At 44.4% G+C, this 16,300-nt stretch carries 17 protein-coding genes; 15 read left to right on the top strand and 2 right to left on the bottom strand.

Annotated features, from left to right (window positions below; all coding sequences use genetic code 11):
• The first annotated feature begins 96 nt into the window (after positions 1–96).
• The 7 genes from fliW to fliT all read left to right on the top strand — a co-directional run bounded on the left by fliW (position 97) and on the right by fliT (position 4,346).
• Entirely contained in the window at positions 97–549 is a 453-nt protein-coding gene (gene fliW / locus AC0YNW_RS24515; RefSeq protein WP_475834158.1) for a flagellar assembly protein FliW, read from the top strand.
• A gap of 1 nt (position 550) precedes the next feature.
• Positions 551–790: a carbon storage regulator CsrA gene (gene csrA / locus AC0YNW_RS24510; protein ID WP_475834157.1), complete on the top strand. Its 240-nt coding sequence runs from the start codon at positions 551–553 to the stop codon at positions 788–790.
• Positions 791–899: 109 nt separating this feature from the next.
• Positions 900–1,712 (top strand): flagellin N-terminal helical domain-containing protein, encoded by an 813-nt coding sequence (locus AC0YNW_RS24505; RefSeq protein ID WP_475834156.1) that lies wholly within the window; start codon positions 900–902, stop codon positions 1,710–1,712.
• Between the two features lie 131 nt (positions 1,713–1,843).
• Positions 1,844–2,194, top strand: coding sequence for a flagellar protein FlaG (locus AC0YNW_RS24500; protein ID WP_475834155.1), 351 nt, complete (start codon positions 1,844–1,846; stop codon positions 2,192–2,194).
• 19 nt (positions 2,195–2,213) lie between these two features.
• On the top strand, positions 2,214–3,599 hold the full coding sequence (gene fliD / locus AC0YNW_RS24495; protein WP_475834154.1) for a flagellar filament capping protein FliD: 1,386 nt from the start codon (positions 2,214–2,216) through the stop codon (positions 3,597–3,599).
• A 22-nt stretch (positions 3,600–3,621) separates the two neighbouring features.
• Positions 3,622–4,020, top strand: coding sequence for a flagellar export chaperone FliS (gene fliS, locus AC0YNW_RS24490; protein WP_475834153.1), 399 nt, complete (start codon positions 3,622–3,624; stop codon positions 4,018–4,020).
• Entirely contained in the window at positions 4,020–4,346 is a 327-nt protein-coding gene (gene fliT / locus AC0YNW_RS24485) for a flagellar protein FliT (protein ID WP_475834152.1), read from the top strand. The genes fliS and fliT overlap by 1 nt, the downstream gene beginning before the upstream one ends.
• Before the next feature lie 61 nt (positions 4,347–4,407).
• Here the strand turns inward: fliT and AC0YNW_RS24480 are convergent, their stop codons facing one another.
• Both AC0YNW_RS24480 and AC0YNW_RS24475 read right to left on the bottom strand, forming a co-directional pair.
• Positions 4,408–6,351: a glycosyltransferase gene (locus AC0YNW_RS24480; protein WP_475834151.1), complete on the bottom strand. Its 1,944-nt coding sequence runs from the start codon at positions 6,349–6,351 to the stop codon at positions 4,408–4,410.
• Between the two features lie 253 nt (positions 6,352–6,604).
• Positions 6,605–7,795: an IS256 family transposase gene (locus tag AC0YNW_RS24475; protein ID WP_475834150.1), complete on the bottom strand. Its 1,191-nt coding sequence runs from the start codon at positions 7,793–7,795 to the stop codon at positions 6,605–6,607.
• A gap of 150 nt (positions 7,796–7,945) precedes the next feature.
• On the opposite strand from AC0YNW_RS24475, the gene AC0YNW_RS24470 reads away from it, so the two are divergent.
• The 8 genes from AC0YNW_RS24470 (at position 7,946) to secA (ending at position 16,282) form a co-directional block, all read left to right on the top strand.
• Entirely contained in the window at positions 7,946–8,065 is a 120-nt protein-coding gene (locus AC0YNW_RS24470) for an adenylyltransferase/cytidyltransferase family protein (RefSeq protein ID WP_475834149.1), read from the top strand.
• Positions 8,065–8,391 (top strand): FAD synthase family protein, encoded by a 327-nt coding sequence (locus AC0YNW_RS24465; protein WP_475834148.1) that lies wholly within the window; start codon positions 8,065–8,067, stop codon positions 8,389–8,391. Before AC0YNW_RS24470 ends, AC0YNW_RS24465 begins: the two co-directional genes overlap by 1 nt.
• A gap of 206 nt (positions 8,392–8,597) precedes the next feature.
• Positions 8,598–8,795 carry a cold shock domain-containing protein gene (locus AC0YNW_RS24460; protein ID WP_087569424.1) on the top strand — a complete coding sequence of 66 codons (198 nt, stop codon included), beginning with the start codon at positions 8,598–8,600 and terminating at the stop codon, positions 8,793–8,795.
• Positions 8,796–8,968: 173 nt separating this feature from the next.
• The gene (locus AC0YNW_RS24455; RefSeq protein ID WP_475834147.1) at positions 8,969–10,033 is read left to right on the top strand and encodes a glycosyltransferase family 2 protein; all 1,065 of its coding nucleotides are present in this window, start codon (positions 8,969–8,971) and stop codon (positions 10,031–10,033) included.
• Between the two features lie 98 nt (positions 10,034–10,131).
• Positions 10,132–10,677 carry a ribosome hibernation-promoting factor, HPF/YfiA family gene (gene hpf, locus AC0YNW_RS24450; protein WP_387478818.1) on the top strand — a complete coding sequence of 182 codons (546 nt, stop codon included), beginning with the start codon at positions 10,132–10,134 and terminating at the stop codon, positions 10,675–10,677.
• 209 nt (positions 10,678–10,886) lie between these two features.
• The gene (locus tag AC0YNW_RS24445; protein WP_475834146.1) at positions 10,887–12,890 is read left to right on the top strand and encodes a helix-turn-helix domain-containing protein; all 2,004 of its coding nucleotides are present in this window, start codon (positions 10,887–10,889) and stop codon (positions 12,888–12,890) included.
• A gap of 28 nt (positions 12,891–12,918) precedes the next feature.
• Positions 12,919–13,668 (top strand): alpha/beta hydrolase, encoded by a 750-nt coding sequence (locus AC0YNW_RS24440; RefSeq protein WP_475834145.1) that lies wholly within the window; start codon positions 12,919–12,921, stop codon positions 13,666–13,668.
• A 106-nt stretch (positions 13,669–13,774) separates the two neighbouring features.
• Entirely contained in the window at positions 13,775–16,282 is a 2,508-nt protein-coding gene (gene secA, locus AC0YNW_RS24435; RefSeq protein ID WP_387478826.1) for a preprotein translocase subunit SecA, read from the top strand.
• The last annotated feature ends 18 nt before the right edge of the window (positions 16,283–16,300 follow it).

Raw genomic sequence — 16,300 nt, 5'->3', positions numbered from 1 at the left:
AAGAGCTATAGAATCGATTGCGATGCTATAGCTTTTGTTTTATTACACAGGAGCTAAGGTTACAACGATAGATAATATGAGTAATTAGGAGTGTGGATGAATATGCAACTGCAAACAACTAGATTCGGAGTAATCGATTACTCGGAAGAGGATATCTATTTTTTTGAACAAGGGATTCCAGGTTTTAAAGAAGAAAAATCCTATTTGCTCATTACAGTAGAGGAAAGCCCGTTTATGTATTTACAATCCACTACAATCGAGAATATATCATTTATCGTAACGTCACCCTTTGATTTTTTTAAGCAATATGAATTTACGCTGCCGCAGAATATCCAGGAGGAATTGAAGCTTACAAAAGGAACAGATGTCAAGATTGTCAACATCGTTAATGTTAGAGATGAGCTTGCCTCTGCTACTATTAATTTGGGAGCCCCAATTGTGCTTAATACAAGGGAAAGACTAGCTATGCAATATATATTGCCGGATGGTCAGTATGCCATACATCAGCCTCTGTTTCATGATTTAGTAATAAAAAAAGGAGGACAATAAGATGTTGGTGCTAAGCAGGAAAGTAGGAGAGTCGTTAATCATAGACGGGGAGATCGAGGTCACGATTCTAGATGTAACTAGTGACGTGGTGAAAGTAGGCATCAAGGCCCCTAAAGATATTGGAATTCTACGCAAGGAATTGTATGTATCCGTTGAGGATACGAATCGTGATGCTGGAGCAACAGCAATAAGTAACGAAGATTTATTGAAACAATTCAAGGAAATCAAAAAACAGCTATAAAATATGGGGGATGTTTATCCGATATATAAAATAGAGCTGATAAGGGCGGCCGACCTGGTTCAGCTCACCACATGGATGTGGGACTTAACTACTCAAGGAGGAATTATCAATGCGTATTAATCACAACATTACAGCTTTGAACACACACCGCAACATGGGTCTTAACAATGTTAGCGCTGGCAAATCCATGGAGAAATTGTCTTCCGGTCTTCGTATTAACCGTGCTGCTGACGATGCTGCAGGTCTTGCAGTTTCCGAAAAAATGCGCGGTCAAATCCGTGGTCTTGAAATGGCACAACGTAACGTTCAAGACGGTATCTCCTTCGTGCAAACGGCTGAAGGCGCTATGAACGAGGTTAGTGCGATGCTTACTCGTATGAAAGAGCTTAACGTTCAGGCTCTGAACGGAACATATTCTTCTGGTGACTTGGCTAACATCTCGCTTGAAGTTGAAGAGCTTAGCGCTCAAATCTCTTCCATCATGACCGATACGAAGTTCAACGGCATCAACATCGCTTCCGGCGTATCTGGCGCTGCAGCTCAATCTGAAGTTAAGATTCAATCGAACGATGATAAGCAATCGATCTCGATCAAGCTTGTTTCGACTACTTCGTTCACATTTGCCGCAGCTAACTTCGACAAATTGTCTTCTGCGACACTTTCCAGCATTGAAACTGCTATTTCAGAGGTTTCGAAGGAACGCGCTAGCTTGGGTGCTACTCAAAACCGTCTTGAGTACACTTCGAACAACTTGGGTACTACTGTAGAGAACTTAACTGCTGCAGAATCGCGTATTCGTGATACTGACATGGCAAGTGAGATGGTTAAGCTCACTAAGGACAACATTCTTCTTCAAGCGTCGCAAGCAATGTTGGCACAAGCTAACTCGCAACCGCAAGGCGTATTGTCCTTACTTCGTTAATCTATTTCAACAGGGAAGAGGCCTTGGTTTTACCAAGAGCCTCTTTTCTTTTTTATCATAATTATACTCTAACAAACAGAGATTAAATGTCCGATAATATAATTAATTATACTTGCAAAGGTGGGCATAGTATGAAGGTTTCATCTATAAACACTACGGCAGCATTTACTTATGACACGAATTCTAACAACAGTCCGAAGAGTGGATCTGAAGAATTACCGATAAATACGCAAAATCATACACAAGCTGAAAGACTAACAAATGAATTCGTCAAAAAAAATATTGACCGTATATTGCAGGCTATCAAAATGCCTGACACAGAAATTGATCGGTCGATTCATGAAGTGACCAAGCAAGTTATTTACAAAGTAAGAGATAAGGCTAGCGGAGAAATTATCAGACAATTTCCAGAAGAGAAGGTTGTAGAAGCCGCAGCTAAGCTTATCGAGCTTACGGGGATAATGGTTGATCATAAGGTTTGAAAAAGGAGGTTAAATTGATATGAGACTTTCTGGATTGGCATCAGGCCTTGATATTGACGCAATGGTTAAGGAACTGATGAAGGCTAAGCGGTCAACCTATGATAAGGTTGTAAAGCAGAAAACACAGTTAGAATGGAAGAGAGAAGATTACCGGACGATTAGCTCAAAAATCGTAGATTTTAGAAATAATAAACTTGCCAATTATAATCTCTCAAATGCCATTAATGCCAAGACTTCAAATGTAAGCGGTGATGTAAATTCGATTAGGATCAACGCTACTAATTCAACGGCCTCCGGGAGCCTGGAGGTGAAGGTAGAGCAATTAGCAACTAACACTAGAGAAGTCTTTGATATTGGTACGGGCAAATTAGCAGCAGGTGAAGTTAAAATTAATGGCGAATCGATTACTTTGGATGGAGACATGAATGGCGCTCAATTGGCCAAGATTATTAATGGAAACAGTAAGTATAAGGCGACTGCATTATACAACGAACAGACCGGCCAAATTTCGATCACAGCAAAAGAATCTGGGGCGATAGACGGTGCTACGTTAGTCACAGGCATTGCTAACCGTAATACAGCTGCTAGCGATATTGGGAAGACAGCAATAGTTCATATTAATGGCATGAAATACGAACAGAATTCTAATCGATTTGTTATTAACGGAGTTGACTTTACAGCAGTTGGTGAATCTGAGAACAGTGCGACGATATCGGTTACTAAGGATACAACTAAAATCGTAGATACAATTAAAGCTTTTATTTCAGATTATAATTCACTTATTTCGTTAGTTAACGGCGAGCTGTCTGAAGAAAAGTTCCGTAAGTATTTGCCACTTACAACGGATGAGAAATCGGCGCTTACAGAAAAAGAAGTAGAGTTATTAGAGTCAAAAGCCAGAAGTGGTATGCTACGTGGAGATACAACACTGACAAAATTTATTTCTGATCTCAGATCAACTGCTACAGCTTTAGTAGGCGGAGCTCAATTAGGAGAGAACAGTTATTTGTTAGTTGGTATTACGACTGGCAGTTACACGGAGAAAGGCAAGCTTGTTCTGGACGAGGAGAAGCTACGCAGTGCATTAGACTCGAATCCAGACGAAGTGACAGCCCTATTCTCAGGCAGTAATGGGGTATTTAGGTCGATGATGGATTCTTCAATGTCAGCATTAAAAGATTTGAATAAAATTGCCGGTACCTCTCTTACTAGTTCCGACACTGCGTTCACCTTTATGCCTAACTCTACAATGGGCGAGCAATTAAAAAGTATGGAATCTCGAGAGTCACAGATGGTTAAGCGCCTCAATATGTTGGAAATACAGTATTACAAACAGTTTACTGCAATGGAAACAGCAATTAATAAATTTAACAGTCAAGCTTCCTCATTATCAAGTTTCATGTAGTTAGGTAAAGGAGTGGACCAGTATGTATAATTCGCCACATCAAATTTACAAACAGTCATCCGTTCAAACGGCAAATGGTGGACAACTTATTATCATGTTATATGATGGCGCCATACGTTTTACGAAGGCTGGCATTGAGGGGATTCATACTAGAGATTACGGGAAAACAAATAACAATCTAAAGAAGGCCCAGGCGATTATTCATGAACTGATTGCTTCACTTGACTATGAATATGAGATCTCCAATAATTTGAAGCAAATTTATGAGTACCTGCTCCATCAATTGATTCAATCCAATATGAAAAAGGATTCAAGCCTGGCTTCAGAGGTAATTATTCATTTGGAGGAACTTAGAGAAGCATGGAAACAAATTATTAAAGGCAATGCTTCGATGGTGACACATGCAGAGACAGGTGTTTAATGATGCATGAGCTGGAGCAGTTGTACGAAGAAACTTTGAATATGGTTGAAAAGACTGAAGCTGTTAATGCCGAGGAGTTAATTGCATTAGTTGATCAGCGGGAGAAGGTTATCCATTTATTAAAACAGCAAGGTAATCTATCCACATCTCAAAAGGAAATACTGTTCAAAATTAGCGAACATGATGCATCGATCCAGTCCAAGATGGAATTGCTTAGGGATGAAGCTGCCCAGGCATTGAATAAGTTAGCCAAGACCCGTATTCATAAAAACAAATATGAAGCGCAGTACACGGGGGAGAGCTATTTTGTTGATATGAGAGAATAATTATTTATAAGAAAAGCCGCGGAATCGTCTATGAACAATAGAATCCACGGCTTTTAATTCTCTACAATTGTTTAATGAATGGGAGCTTTACATGCTGGGCAAAAAGGCTTGTATATTGCTTTCTATAGCGCTTGCGAATATCTTCATTATCTGCACAGATAAGCATTAAGGAAAATAAGTGATGCCCATTAGGGTTTAATTTTATAGCTTCCTCAAGGAAAGGAACAGCGTCAGCGGAATATCCACTATTAATATGAAGATATGCAAGATTAATATATCCCGATTCATCCATATTATTTTGTTCGAGCAGCAAATTATAATAGGAGACAGCCAAATTCGTTTCAAAATTGTGGTAAAAATAATTAGCCAGCAAACTGATGACCAACGGATGATTAAGTTGATCAATGTAGATATCGAATAAATCAAACTGTTTCAATTCGAACAGAGTGGATAGCAATGTATGCACCGTTGTTACATTTTGGACGATATCTTGTTCGGCAATTGTGTTGTTAATCATTTTTTGATAGATACTCAGTTGCTGCTCGGCTTTTATTTGATTTTCGTTATACACTAACAAGTCAATGAAAGGATTTTGCCACTTTAATGTGGCAATCATTATTGCTAGATTAATTTTGGGATTGTCAGCGTTACCCGGCTGGAGCTTCAAAAGTGCTTCCTTAAACTGCTGCTCGCTATTATTAATAATGGACGAAAACAGGAGATCCTCTATTGAGATTAATGATCTGTTTTCAATTTTGTTTTCATAATATTTTGCAATCTCTTTATTGCCATGAGACAGAAATATCTTATGCAATAATATAAAGTCCCGTTGTGTTTGATTAATTATGATTTTATTTATTGTCGTTATGACGGCAGATTCAGATTCCTTTAATAACAAAACGGTGATTAACGTATTTAATGTTTGAAAATCGTGTGAATTGGCTTGAAGTATTTTAATGCAATAATATACAATCTCTTCTTTGTTCTGTTCTACTTTAGCTATTTTTAGCAAACGGGATAGCGGTACGATAGACCCGTAAGACGGATTGATCAGAAAGAAGCGGTCTGTCTTCCTTGATAAAGCCTCAGCATTATGAAACGCTGTTAGAAGTGATTCTTTTGCCAATGAGTAATGGCCGACGTATTCATAGAGGCTACCTTTGAATGCATGATATTCAGGATAATCCGGGTAATGGCTGAAGACTTTGTGAAGAATCTCCCAGGCATCATGCACTCTGTTAAACTTCATATAGATGGTGAACATTTGACTGGCGCAATCCAAAATCCATGGGTTGTTAGGAGCAGCTTTTTTAAATGCTCTTTCATAGCTGTATAATGCTTTTTTGTAATCTCCCTTTGTTGCATATTCATTACCAATTGTAAAATAATCGTAGGGGATAAAGCCGCTACTTTGTTTAAGCTCTGAAAATATAGTTTGATTACGATTGTGCTTGTCTTTTTTCTGCACCGTATCTTTTAAATAGCCAGTATGGTAAACCGTGATGGGAGAAACGGTAGTTGATAGAAGGATGCCATTTGCATCAACTACTTGTTCATGTATGGGACGAAAATAATGAATGCCCTGGTTATTAGGGAATAAACGTACCATCGTGCTTTCCGTAACATTAGCATTCCGAATGGATTCGCCTACATAGCTTATAATAGAGATAGAATAAACCTTATTCTGCTCAATCTGTTCGTTCTCAATAAATTTCTTGAATCGCTCACAGTCATCAGTGTTTAAATACTCATCTGCATCGAGGACAAGAATCCACTTACCTGTAGCATAGCTGAGGCTTTTATTGCGAGCTGCAGAAAAGTCATTACTCCATTTAAAATCGAAAACATGTTCAGTATATTTATAAGCGATTTCCTTCGTTCGATCTGTTGATCCAGTATCCACAATAATGATCTCATTGGCTAAACCACTTACGCTGCTAAGACATCTATCTATTGTTTCTTCTTCATCTTTAACAATCATACATAACGAGAGAAGCTTTTCCACGTGTGTCATTCTCCTGTCTAATCAAAGTGTATATTTTGTTATCGTCATATTAATGCATAACGTTTAGATTTATGCTTATAATGCATATTTGTTGGTTCATGCATCCTGAAAACTAGAATCCGAAATATTTGTTAACAGTTGGTGAATACTTTAAATTTTTATTTAGGAGATGTAATTAATATAGGGAAATATGACGATATTAGGTCAAGTCCATAATTATGTGTAAAATCCCATCTACGTTGTCTGAATGAAGTTAGCGGTTTTTACACCAATCATGGTAAGCCGTCATATCCATGAATTGTCGGCTTGACTTCCAGTGCGCCTCCATCTCCATGAGTACGGAGCCGATCATGCGAATGACGGCGTCTCGGTTGGGAAAGATGCGAATGACGCGTTCGCGCCGGCGTATCTCCCCATTTACGCGTTCAATTCCATTAGAAGTCCGTATCCGTACACGGTATTCCTCTGGATAAACGAGTATAGCTGTGGCATCGTCAAAACCGTTTTCAAGCGTGTCCATTGCTTTAGGCGCTTTTTCCTGAAACGCGTCTAACGTATCTTGTAAACATTTTCTCGCAATGTCCATGTTTGGTGCTTCAAAGATGGAGCGAACCATGCCCTTTATGCTCGTTTGCAGCGACTTTGGTGAAGCATCCAAAATATTGCGCATAAAGTGGGTTTGGCACCGCTGCCAGGTGACACCTTGAAAGTGCTGACGAATCGCTTTGACGAGACCGCCATGGGTGTCGCTAGTGATGCAATCGACGCCATTCAAACCACGTGCTTTGAGTTGGCTAAAAAAGCTCCCCCAACTGGCCTCCGACTCGGTGTCACCTACAGCAAGTCCGAGAATTTCCCGATTGCCGTCTGTATTGACCCCATAGCCAATAAAGACTCCTCTGGAGCGAATCCGGCCGTCTTCACGGACTTTCACATACATGGCATCTACGGTCATAAACGGGTACGCGACTTCACTCAGATCACGGTTGTTCCAAGCGCTTACGATGGGATCGAGCTGTTTGCACAGTTCACTCACGGTGGATTTGGAGAATTCTTTTCCGCACAATTCTTCCGTAACACGGGCTACTTTTCGCGTAGAGACGCCATTAATGACGAGCTCCATGAGGGTCAGTACCAGAGCTTGCTCGCTCCGCTGGTAGCGTTTGAAGAGTTCGGTTGAAAAGGAACCATCCCGAAACCGTGGAATCTGCAGCGTGATGCTGCCTACTCGCGTCGTCAGTCCACGGCTGTAGCTGCCGTTTCGTTGCCCAAGCCGCCCCGGTGTTCGCTCATATTCCGCAGCGGCTAATTGTTCGGTCGCTTGTGCTTTTAACACTTGATTTAAGACGGTCTCCAGTAAAGCCGCAACGCCAGCATCTCGATTTTCTCCGATAAACAGTTGGTTTAATAATTGATGATCTAGTGTAACCTGATAGTGAGTCATGAATAAATACTCTCCTCTGGAATGGTCTTGGAAGCTCTTCTAGATGAGTATTTACTTCATGGCTTACTTTTTATGAAGTTCATCATTTTACACAATTAGATTATTATGTGTTTAGTCAGGACAGAAAATACTAAATTGTAGGAGGCTGTTATGGTTACAAAATATAAAGTTGGCTACATAGCGGGCGTTTTTGACCTCTATCATGTCGGTCATCTAAATCTATTCAAGCGCGCCAAAGAGCAATGTGAGCATCTAATGTTGGCGTTCTAGTGGATGAATTGGTTATACGTTATAAAAGCAAAAAGCCAATTATTCCATTCGAGGAACGTATTCAAATAGTTGAATCAGTAAAGTATGTTGATCAGGCGGTTACTGTTATTCAAGAAAATTTGGATAAATTGGTTGCTTGGGAAAAATATCATTTTGATTGTTTGTTTTCTGGTGATGACTGGGTAGGTAATCCTATATGGGAGTTAGAAGGGAAAAGATTGAATACTGTTGGTTCAGAAATTGTGTTTTTTCCATATACACAAACTACAAGTTCTACCCAAATTCGCGCTTCTATACATAGTTCTATTAATGAATTGAAGTCATAGTTTCATTAACTGAGGATGAGATCAGATATTGTAAGCTATTTAGTATGAAAGAAGGCCCTATGCTGGTTCAAAGTAAATCTGCTTAAGGAATGAATCCGCTTTCAAGAAATTGTTTGACAATTCCATTAATACGATGGTATAGTCAAATTGTGGGCCAGACGTATGGAATGCCTCACAGTATTTGAAGATGAAGGGAATGTTTGCACATGCAAGGTAAAGTTAAATGGTTTAACGCAGAGAAGGGTTATGGATTCATCGAAACTGAGCAAGGCGGCGACGTATTTGTTCACTTCTCCGCAATTCAATCCGAAGGCTTCAAAACACTCGAAGAAGGCCAAGCGGTTGAATTCGACATTGTAGAAGGCGCACGCGGTCCACAAGCTGCAAACGTAGTCAAACTGTAATCATCCGGCTATCATTAGCCACTGTATAGATGGTTCAATTGACAGTGCCTATTACACTCAAGCTCCGGGAAACCGGAGCTTTTTTCTGTTTGGGGGCGTCCTTTGTTAACGGTGTGCTTTCAAAGTGTCGATATAGCAAGGAGTAGCCATTAATGGCTGAATAGGAGGGCTCAATGAAAAAACTGTCTCTGGTTATGATTGTGAAAAATGAAGAAGCCGTAATAAAAAGATGTCTGGACAGCGTCAAAGATATTGTAGATGAGATTGTAATTATAGACACAGGTTCGACTGACAAAACCATTGAAATTGCGCAGGCGTATGGAGCCAGCGTTCATTACTATACTTGGAATCATCATTTTGCAGATGCACGGAATTATGCTCTTCAGCACTCCACCGGGGATTGGAATCTCGTTCTTGATGCCGATGAGTACATTGCAAATGACTGCGGTGAGGATATCCGGGCTCTTATGGATCGCGGGAATTGCATCGGCCGCGTGAAACGAATAGATAAGTTTAGAGACAAGGAGGGAGATGCCTACGCTCAGTGCTATATATCCCGGCTGTTCCCTGCGGGGGTACGTTATGAAGGCAGAATCCACGAACAAGTGGTGAGTGATCTTCCGCGTATTAGACTAGGCGTCAAAGTCGGTCATGACGGCTATTATGAGACCTCAAGATCCGACCGAAATATTCCTTTGCTCCAAATGGAGATTGATGCCAAGCCGGATGACCCCTATTATCACTATCAAATAGCCAAAGAGTATAATGGCATCGAGAACTATAGCCAGGCTCATTTCCATTTGAAGAAGGCGTACACCGGACTTTCGAAAAATGAAATGTACTATCCGAATACCGTAGTGGATTACTTATATGCGATGATTTCCTCAAAACAATTAGATGATGGGTTGGCAATTATTCAAAGTGAAGCTGCGCAACTCCATGACTTCCCCGATTTTCATTTTGTCTGCGGCCAATATTACCTCGATCTCATCCTGAGCGATACGGCCAAGTATGTTCATCTGCTGCCGCTGATCGAGCAATCCTATCTAAAATGTCTAGAGCTCGGCGAGACGGACCGATATGATAGCGTAATAGGAACAGGCAGTTTTTCTGCGCTGCATAATCTAGGTGTTTATCATGAAGTAACGGGGAATATACAGAAAGCGGCTGCCTATTACCGCCAGGCCGCAGCCTATCAATATGCTCCTTCAGAACAAAGACTGGCTCAGTTAAGTTAAATTTGACATTTTTCTGAAAATTCCAAATACACTAAAAACTCTTTTGAATTAGGCTCCTGCATATGCTATAATAAGAGCATGTAAAGGAGGAATGCCCCATGAATTACAACATTCGAGGTCAACGCTTTCAGGTGACAGAAGCTTTGAGAGATTACACCGAGAAGAAATTAAGCCGATTGGAGAAGTACTTTGACGCCCCAATCGCCTCCGAAATCACAGTAACCTTATCCGTGACGAAAGGTCAGCACGCAGTAGAGGTTACCATTCCGCTAGTCGGCGTCATGCTCAGAGCCGAGGAGAAGAGCGCAGATATGTACGCTTCGATCGACCTGGTGGTCGATAAGCTGGAGCGGCAGATCCGCAAGCACAAAACCAAAGTCAATCGCAAATTCAGACAGGGCAGCGGAGTGAGAGCCTTGTTCCGTGAAGAAGGCTCCGCAGTTAGCGTACTTGAGGAAGAGGATGATCTGGAGCTTGTACGAACCAAGCGGTTTACGTTGAAGCCGATGGATGTGGAGGAAGCCATTCTCCAGATGAATATGATCGGACATAACTTTTTCGTATTCGCCAATGCCGACAATAAAGAAGTCAATGTCGTGTACAAGCGCGATGACGGAAAGTACGGATTAATTGAACAAAACTGAGTCCTTTCCATTTATGATCAAATTACATTGAATACCGATAGCCCCGCTCCGATAAGGAGCGGGGCTTTTTGATTCGCGAGGCATCGTTGAGCGTTGTGGAGCTGAAAGGTTTACATAACCGCTGAATACAAATGTCCCCTCCCCTTATTGGTAATGATAATCAATTTCAATTATAATGAAAGGACAAAGCCGGATATCGGAGGATGGATATGTCTTTAAATGAGCTAATGGTGCTGTGGAATCATATGTATGTCAAGGTGATGGATGTCCGGCGCTGCGAGATGTTGCCGGGCGAAGTGGGATCTGGCTATGCGCTTCCGGCGTATGCCTTTTTGTTCAGTGTACGCGGCAGTGCGCAGGTGCAAATCAACGATGTTCGTTATACGGTTAGCCGTTGCCAGCTCATTCACGGGTCCAAAGGCGCTGTGCTTCGAATGGCCGCTTATGACGAACCCTTCGAATATTATCTTCTCTATTATAAAGCCGAGATGGCCCGGTCCTACCGACAGGAAATTGCTTTTTTGACGGAGAGCGGCAATCGCTTTTTGGCCCCATACTGTTTTGTCCCCCATGAGCCGGTATCGCTAATGCACAAGCTGGATGAACTGCTGGCCATTTGGAATAGCGACAGCCCCGATGCTTTTAGGCAGTTTCAGGCGAAAACGCTATTTCACGCTTGGGTTTGCGAGATGCTCCGGCAAATGGGTGAGCAGTCGGATAGCCGCTATGAGCCGGATCTGGTCGGTCAGGCTACACGTTACATTTACGCGCATTACAGGGAGCCAATCACGCTCGATTCTTTGGCCAAGGCGCTGAATTATAGCGTGCCCTACATTACAAAGCAATTCAAACGGCAGACAGGCAAGAGCCCCATCGATTTTTTAATTGGCGTGCGAATCGAAAAAGCGAAGGAGCTTCTTCGCCGCACCGATACCTCCGTACAAGAAATTGCCGAGGGCGTCGGATATGCGGATCTGTCCTATTTTGCGAAAACATTCAAAAAACATACGGGTCAAACGCCCCTTCAATATAGAGAGAACGCGCATGAGACAAGAGCAGATCGTTATATAAACAGGATCAGATCCTCCCTTGTTCCGAGGAAGCGTCGGAACTACAATTTCAATAGTGGTGAGAATGATTATCACTACAATGAAACCAACAAGGGAGAGAATACAGAAATGTTTCTTTATGAGAAAAAAGGAAAGCTCGCCATGATTATGATGGGGATTATTCTATTGCTCAGCGCATGTTCCGGATCAGGGAATGCGGCCGGCGGTGCCGGGGCTTCAAATACAACAGCAGCAGCAGCGCTGCAGGGGGTAGAAATGTCACCGACGGCGACAGCTGCGAATGAGCAGGCATCACAGCAGACATGGCCAAGGACATATAAGGGCGCCATGGGCAAAGACATCGTCATCGAAAAACAGCCGGAGCGGGTCGTTGTGATGCATTTTGCGATGATGGAGTATTTTTTTGCGCTGGATACGCCGCCGATTGCATCCACGCTTGCCGACCGCATCCTGTCGTCCTTCGAGACGCTGCAGCCTTATGCGGAATCGGCCGGTGTGACGGATATTGGCCAAGTGGTGACGCCTAATCTGGAATTGATGACTGAACTGAACCCGGATCTGATTGTGGCGTTTGCCGGGACGCATAATGAGGCGTATGAGGATTTGAGCAAGCTGGCGCCGGTAGCGATGCTCGACACTTCCGATATGGGCTGGAGAGAAATGCTGCGCGAATATGCTTCACTAATTGGCAAGGAGCAATTGGCAGAGGACTATATTAAGGATTTGGAAGCATTGATGAGCGAAGCGAGAAGCGAGCTTGCTTCCTTTCAGGGCAAAAAAGTGACGTTCCTCCGTCCGGCGGACAACGGCAACACATTTTTTGTACTCGACGAAAGCTCCGTAGAATACGTATACGACGGGGAGCTCGGTCTGGGCCTCCAGTCACCGGGCGAATATAAAACCCATGAAGAAATGGTCTCGTTGGAAGGGGTCATTGAGCTGAACCCGGACATTATTTTCCTGGTAGACTATTTGGACAATATGGATACCCACTTTGCGGAACTGGGGAAAAGCAAGGTGTGGAACTCGATCAATGCGGTCAAGGAGCAGAGGGTGTATCCCCTAGACGTCTCCATTGACGCCGGAGGACCGCTTGCTATCCGATATGTAGTGGAGAAAATGCTGGAGTATTTGACCCCTTAAGGAAGAGGGAGAAGGGGAGGCTTCATCTATGAAAGCTACGTATGTGAGCGATAGGTTTCAGGATCATCGGCTGCATCTGTATTTGCCTGAAGGTTACGAGAACGGTGAAAAGCATTACCCCGTTGTATATGTTCAGGATGGAGGAGACCTGATTGATCCTGAGCATAGCGATAGTTTGCAGCGGATTGGAGCGAGGTCGGCCGAAGGAGGCATGCTGGAGTTCCTGTTTGTCGGCATCGAGCCGCTGGACCGGAATGACGAGTATACGCCGTTCATTGCTCCCAATGTGTTCGAGCCCGGCAAGCTGTTTGGCGGCAATGCTTCTCAATACGCCGAGTGGCTGGCTACGGAGTTGAAGCCGTATATCGATGACCGGTTTCGGACGCTGCCAGAAGCGGAGCATACCGGCATTATGGGGTTTTCCTTCGGCGGGCTAATATCAGTCTATACGGGGCTGTTGTACCCCCGCCAGTTTGGCAAAATCGGAAGCTTCTCCGGTTCCTTCTGGTATCCGGGCATCGTGGATTGGATCAAGCGGCTTAAGCTTCAGCCTTCGATTCAGCGGCTGTACATGAATGTGGGTCATGCCGAAGGTTCGGAGCGAACCAATGGCCAGCAATGGATGGTGCCGAACAATCGAACCTTATGGACGTATTTGAGCCAATACAATATGACCCCGGAGACGGTCAAGCTGGATATCTATGAAAGCGATGTTCACTCGTTCGAAAAGGGCGTCCGGTATGTGCCGGATGCTCTGGCATGGCTTTTCGGGAAATAGCCTTTCCCGGTCCTCTCGATCGCGCTGCCCGGGGTACATTGCGGCAGGGTCTACAAACTGTTACAATTTAAAACAAATAGACCTACTACCGAAAGAGGGGAAAACCATGCTCGGACTGGTTAAGAAAATATTCGGAGACGCGAATGAACGCGAAGTCAAACGCATTCAACGCACTGTTGATGAAATTAATAGCATGGAATCAAAGTTCACGGCGCTGACAGATGAGCAGCTGCGCGCGAAGACGGATGAATTCAAGGCTCGCCTGGAGAAGGGCGAGGAGATTGACGCTCTGCTGCCGGAAGCTTTTGCGACCGTACGGGAAGCATCGAAGCGTACACTCGGCATGCGTCACTTTGACGTACAGCTGCTTGGCGGCATGGTGCTGCATGAAGGCAAGATTGCCGAGATGAAGACTGGTGAAGGTAAGACGCTCGTAGCGACGCTTCCCGTATATCTGAACGCTTTGCTTGGCAAAGGCGTGCATGTTGTTACGGTCAACGGATATCTGGCACAGCGCGATAGCGAGATCATGGGCCAGCTCTATAACTTCTTAGGGATGACAGTTGGATGCAACCTGCATGGCCTGTCTCATTCTGAGAAGCAAGAGGCTTATGCTTGCGATATCACATATGGCACGAACAACGAATTCGGATTTGACTACCTGCGCGATAATATGGTGCTGTACAAAGAGCAGATGGTACAACGTCCTCTTTATTATTCCATTATTGACGAAGTGGACTCCATTCTCGTGGATGAAGCGCGGACCCCGCTTATTATTTCGGGACAAGCTGCGAAGTCGACAGAGCTGTACCATGCAGCGGATCGTTTTGTGAGCCGTTTGAAAGTAGAAGAGGACTTCACGATCGACATAAAGCTTCGTAATACAATTTTGACCGAGTCTGGGGTGGAGAAGGCAGAGCGCGCCTTCGGCATCGAGAACTTGTTTGACCATGCCAACGTAACCGTCAATCACCACATTCAGCAAGCGCTGAAAGCGAACTTTATTATGAAACGTGACGTCGATTACGTCGTGCAAGAAGACGAAGTCGTTATCGTCGATGAGTTTACGGGCCGTCTGATGTCCGGCCGCCGTTACAGCGATGGCTTGCACCAAGCGATCGAGGCGAAGGAGCAGCTCAAGGTTCAGAACGAAAGCATGACGCTTGCCACGATCACGTTCCAGAACTACTTCCGTATGTACCGCAAGCTTGCGGGTATGACGGGTACAGCGAAGACGGAGGAAGAAGAGTTCCGCCGGATTTACGGTCTGGACGTAATCCAAGTTCCGACGAATCGTTCTATGATTCGTAAGGATATACCGGATGTCGTGTACAAATCCGAGAACGGCAAATTTAAAGCCGTTGTGGAAGAAATCGTGAAACGCCATGCGAATAAGCAGCCGGTGCTAGTCGGTACGATCTCCATCGAGAACTCCGAGAAGCTGTCCGAGATGCTGAAGCGCAGAGGCGTTACTCATAAAGTCCTCAATGCGAAGTTCCATGCCGAAGAGGCAGAGATCATCTCGCGCGCGGGTCAAGCTGGCTCCGTCACCATCGCGACGAACATGGCTGGCCGGGGTACGGATATTTTGCTGGGCGACTCCGTTGGAGAGCTTGGCGGACTTCATATTATCGGCACAGAGCGTCACGAGAGCAGACGGATCGATAACCAGCTGCGTGGTCGTGCCGGTCGTCAAGGTGACCCGGGCTCCTCGCAGTTCTATCTGTCGCTCGAAGATGAGCTGATGCGCCGTTTCGGTGCTGAGAATATTATGGCTATGATGGACCGTCTCGGTTTGGAGGAAGATCAGCCGATCGAGAGCCGTATGATTTCAAGAGCCGTTGAATCCGCCCAGAAGCGGGTAGAGGGCAGCAACTTCGATACGCGGAAAGTCGTCCTGCAATATGACGACGTGATGAATCAGCAGCGTGAGGTTATCTACAAGCAGCGCCGTGATATTCTGGAGTCGGCGGACATCCGCAGCGAGGTCATGGAGATGATCAAGCCGGTCGTTGATCGTATCGTGGATGCACATTGTTCCGAAGATATTCCGGAGGAGTGGGATCTGCAAGCGATCGTGGATTATGTCCACGCCAATCTGCTTGAGGAAGGCTCCCTGAAGAAGGAAGATATCTGGGGCAAGGAAAAAGAAGAAATTAACGAGTTCCTGCTTAATAAAGTCGTTGCGCTATACAACGAGCGTGAAGAGGCGCTTGGACCTGAGACGATGCGTGAATTCGAGAAGGTTGTCGTGCTGCGTGCAGTAGACAGCAAGTGGATGGATCATATCGACGCAATGGATCAGCTTCGTCAAGGTATCCATTTGCGGGCATACGGCGGTACCGATCCGCTTCGCGAATATCAATTCGAAGGCTTCGAGATGTTCAAGGAAATGATCGAGACGATCCAAGAGGAAGTCGCAAAATATATTATGAAGGCACGCGTTGAGAGCAATCTGGAGCGTCAAGAAGTCGTGAAAGGCCAGACGACCTCGACAAGCGGCGGCGGCGAGACACAGGAGAAACGTCCAGCGAAGCGTGAAGAGCGTGCGGGACGCAACGATCCTTGTCCATGCGGTAGCGGCAAGAAGTATAAGCAGTGCCACGGCAAGTAATCTAATTTGAGGTGAAGC

It is taken from the genome of Paenibacillus sp. J31R120, assembly GCF_056269225.1.
This window is presented reverse-complemented; position numbering and strand designations above follow the sequence as displayed.

Bases quoted from the DNA above. Each gene is read 5' to 3' on its own strand.
- fliW (WP_475834158.1), top strand. From the start codon at position 97: ATGAATATGCAACTGCAAACAACTAGATTCGGAGTAATCGATTACTCG.
- csrA (WP_475834157.1), top strand. From the start codon at position 551: ATGTTGGTGCTAAGCAGGAAAGTAGGAGAGTCGTTAATCATAGACGGG.
- AC0YNW_RS24505 (WP_475834156.1), top strand. From the start codon at position 900: ATGCGTATTAATCACAACATTACAGCTTTGAACACACACCGCAACATG.
- AC0YNW_RS24500 (WP_475834155.1), top strand. From the start codon at position 1,844: ATGAAGGTTTCATCTATAAACACTACGGCAGCATTTACTTATGACACG.
- fliD (WP_475834154.1), top strand. From the start codon at position 2,214: ATGAGACTTTCTGGATTGGCATCAGGCCTTGATATTGACGCAATGGTT.
- fliS (WP_475834153.1), top strand. From the start codon at position 3,622: ATGTATAATTCGCCACATCAAATTTACAAACAGTCATCCGTTCAAACG.
- fliT (WP_475834152.1), top strand. From the start codon at position 4,020: ATGATGCATGAGCTGGAGCAGTTGTACGAAGAAACTTTGAATATGGTT.
- AC0YNW_RS24475 (WP_475834150.1), bottom strand. From the start codon at position 7,795: ATGACTCACTATCAGGTTACACTAGATCATCAATTATTAAACCAACTG.
- AC0YNW_RS24470 (WP_475834149.1), top strand. From the start codon at position 7,946: ATGGTTACAAAATATAAAGTTGGCTACATAGCGGGCGTTTTTGACCTC.
- AC0YNW_RS24460 (WP_087569424.1), top strand. From the start codon at position 8,598: ATGCAAGGTAAAGTTAAATGGTTTAACGCAGAGAAGGGTTATGGATTC.
- AC0YNW_RS24455 (WP_475834147.1), top strand. From the start codon at position 8,969: ATGAAAAAACTGTCTCTGGTTATGATTGTGAAAAATGAAGAAGCCGTA.
- hpf (WP_387478818.1), top strand. From the start codon at position 10,132: ATGAATTACAACATTCGAGGTCAACGCTTTCAGGTGACAGAAGCTTTG.
- AC0YNW_RS24445 (WP_475834146.1), top strand. From the start codon at position 10,887: ATGTCTTTAAATGAGCTAATGGTGCTGTGGAATCATATGTATGTCAAG.
- AC0YNW_RS24440 (WP_475834145.1), top strand. From the start codon at position 12,919: ATGAAAGCTACGTATGTGAGCGATAGGTTTCAGGATCATCGGCTGCAT.
- secA (WP_387478826.1), top strand. From the start codon at position 13,775: ATGCTCGGACTGGTTAAGAAAATATTCGGAGACGCGAATGAACGCGAA.